This window comes from Rhodoferax sp. (genome assembly GCF_039922535.1).
Classification (GTDB): domain Bacteria; phylum Pseudomonadota; class Gammaproteobacteria; order Burkholderiales; family Burkholderiaceae_C; genus Rhodoferax_B.
Map to the genome: position 1 here is coordinate 1 of NZ_JBDTEM010000134.1, position 2669 is coordinate 2669.

Below are 2669 nucleotides of genomic sequence, written 5' to 3' on the forward strand. Positions count from 1 at the left end.
CCCAGCATCTCGGTTTTGGCGGCGTTGGAATAGGTCACAAAGCCGCGCTCAAACCAGTTGCTGGACCCGGCCAAGTCGGTACAAGCGGCGGCGATCATGCCCCCGGTGCAGCTCTCGGCGGTGGCCAGGAAGAGACCTTTTTCAAGCATTAAATCGGCCACTAGCGCAGGTAGATCGTGCATGGGCAGCTATCAAAAATATAGTTTTACCAAAAGCGCCACAGCGCGATCACCAGCAACGTGCAAAACGCCGCCACCAGATCGTCAAAAATAATGCCGAAGCCGCCGCGTGCGTTCAGACCCTTGAACGCCTGGTCGGCCCAGGCCACCGGCCCCGGTTTGGCTGCGTCAAAGTACCGGAACAGCCCAAACGCCACCGCCTGGCCCAGCAGCCCTGTCGGCATCACCAGCCACAGCACCAGCCAGAACGCGAGGATCTCGTCCCACACAATCGCCCCGGGGTCGGCAACAAACATGTGCCGCGCACACACCGTACAGGCCCACCAGCCGATAAAAAACGAGGCCACCAGCAGCCAGCCCATCTGCGCCGTCGTCAGCAGCGGCTGGACCACCAGAAACGCCAGCCAGGCCCACAGCGTACCTGCGGTGCCAGGGGCCACCGGGCTCAGCCCCGAGCCGAAACCCAGGGCGATGAAGTGGGCCGGATGCGACAGCAAAAACCGCACATTCGGGCGGCGGATGGAGGGGCGGGGGGAAGGGGAGTCCATGCGTTGGATTATCGGCTCCGCGCACATAATCTCGGGATGACACAACTGCACATTTCCAGCCAGTTCGACGCGGGCGCCATTACCGTGGTCAGCCTGGCCGACCCGCAAGACATCCAGCTCCAGATCCGCCCCGACAACGCCAGCGCCTTCGCCCAGTGGTTCTACTTCTGCCTGCAAGGCGCGGCAGACGTACCGGTGGTACTGCGCTTTTTAAACGCCGGCCAAAGCGCCTACCCGCCCGGCTGGGACGGCTACCAAATGCTGGCCAGCACCGACCGCCGCCGCTGGTTCCGCGTGCCCACCAGCTACGACGGCCAGGTCATGACGGTGCGCACCACGCCCACGGCCAACCGCATCTACTTTGCCTATTTCGAACCCTATTCGTACGAGCGCCACCTGGATCTGCTGGGCACCGTGTCGGTGTCGGACCTGGTGGACGTGCAGCACCTGGGCGCCACCCACGAGGGCCGCGACATCACCCTGCTGCACATCCGCGATGTAGCCGCTACCGGCCCCAAAAAGAAGGTTTGGCTCATCGCCCGCCAACACCCCGGCGAAACCATGGCCGAATGGTTTGCCGAGGGCTTTTTGCAGCGTCTGCTGGACCGCGACGACCCGGTCAGCCGCACGCTGTTACAGCATTGCGAATTCTTCGTCGTGCCCCACATGAACCCCGACGGTGCGGCCCGGGGCAATCTGCGCACCAACGCCGTAGGCACCAACCTGAACCGCGAGTGGCTAGCGCCCAGCACCGAGAAGTCGCCCGAAGTCTTCTACGTGCGCCAGAAGATGCAGCAAGTGGGCCTGGACCTGTTTCTGGACGCGCATGGTGACGAAAACCTGCCCTACAACTTCGTCGTCGGCACCGAAGCCACCCCCGGCTACAGCCCACGCATCGAGGCCCTGCAAGATAGCTTCAAAGCCGCCTGGCTGGCCGCCAGCCCGGACTTTCAAACGACCATCGGCTACCCCCGCGCCGCGCCCGGCCAGGCCAACCTGAGCCTGGCTACCAACTGGGTGGGGCAAACCTTCAGCTGCCTGGCCTTCACGATTGAGATGCCGTTCAAAGACAACGCGAACTTGCCCGATGCCCGCAACGGCTGGAGCGGGGCCCGGTCGAAGAAGCTGGGGGCCAGCGTGCTGTCGGCAGTGCTGGCTGTCACTTCAGCGTAAAAAGTGGCTCCAGCGCAGGCGCTACCTGCGCTGGAAGCTATTAAAAATAGAGTAAACCGTGCCGAGGACCCCGCCCATGCCCCTTGCTGGTGCCACTGGCCACCTCGACCATTTGCGGCAATTCGTCAACACCTGGTCCATCCCCAACGACACCCGCGTCGCCACCGATGTGCTGCCGGGTTTGCTGGGCGATTCCGCTGCGTGGAATGCGCTGTTCCCGTTCGCCCTGGGGGCGCACGACAGCCGCAAGGCGATGCTGCAACTGCGGGACGATTTGCGCGCGGCCATCGCCGACCCCAGCCAAGTGCAAGACACGCTCAACACCTGGCTGCAGAAGGCCGCGCTGGGCATGACGGTAGAGGTGCAAGACGGTCTGCCGGTGCTGCACCCCACCAACCCCCGCCACAGCGCCCAGGGCGCTATTTTGGTGATGGCCCTGGAAGCTGTTGCACAGGGTGACTGGGTGCGCCTGAAATGCTGCGCCGACTGCCAATGGTGCTTTTTTGACACCTCCAAAAACCGCAGCAAGCGCTGGTGCGGCATGTCCAAGGGCGGGCCCGAGGGGCGCGCCTGCGGCACCATCGCCAAAGTGCGCAGTTTCAGAGAGCGGCAGAAGGGCTAAGAACTTGTCCGTAAATAAGCCGGGGTCGCGCAGGTGCCTGTTCGGGATGCGCAGCTAGGCGCAAAACCCAAGCCAAGGCCTTCCGCCTTGGCTGGTTTTGTAACGACGCTGAGCGCCCGAAAAGGTACCTGCCCTTCGGGTTGGGGT

At 63.7% G+C, this 2669-nt stretch carries 4 protein-coding genes; 2 read left to right on the forward strand and 2 right to left on the reverse strand.

Annotated features, from left to right (window positions below):
* Positions 1 to 182: CinA family protein (locus ABI213_RS06330; protein ID WP_348026446.1), on the reverse strand; the 182-nt coding region annotated here is incomplete at its 3' end.
* Positions 183 to 205: 23 nt separating this feature from the next.
* Positions 206 to 727 (reverse strand): phosphatidylglycerophosphatase A, encoded by a 522-nt coding sequence (locus tag ABI213_RS06335; protein WP_348026448.1) that lies wholly within the window; start codon positions 725 to 727, stop codon positions 206 to 208.
* A 36-nt stretch (positions 728 to 763) separates the two neighbouring features.
* Between ABI213_RS06335 and ABI213_RS06340 the strand changes: the two genes are divergently transcribed.
* The gene (locus ABI213_RS06340; RefSeq protein ID WP_348026450.1) at positions 764 to 1900 is read left to right on the forward strand and encodes a M14-type cytosolic carboxypeptidase; all 1137 of its coding nucleotides are present in this window, start codon (positions 764 to 766) and stop codon (positions 1898 to 1900) included.
* Between the two features lie 76 nt (positions 1901 to 1976).
* The gene (locus tag ABI213_RS06345) at positions 1977 to 2522 is read left to right on the forward strand and encodes a CGNR zinc finger domain-containing protein (protein ID WP_348026452.1); all 546 of its coding nucleotides are present in this window, start codon (positions 1977 to 1979) and stop codon (positions 2520 to 2522) included.
* The last annotated feature ends 147 nt before the right edge of the window (positions 2523 to 2669 follow it).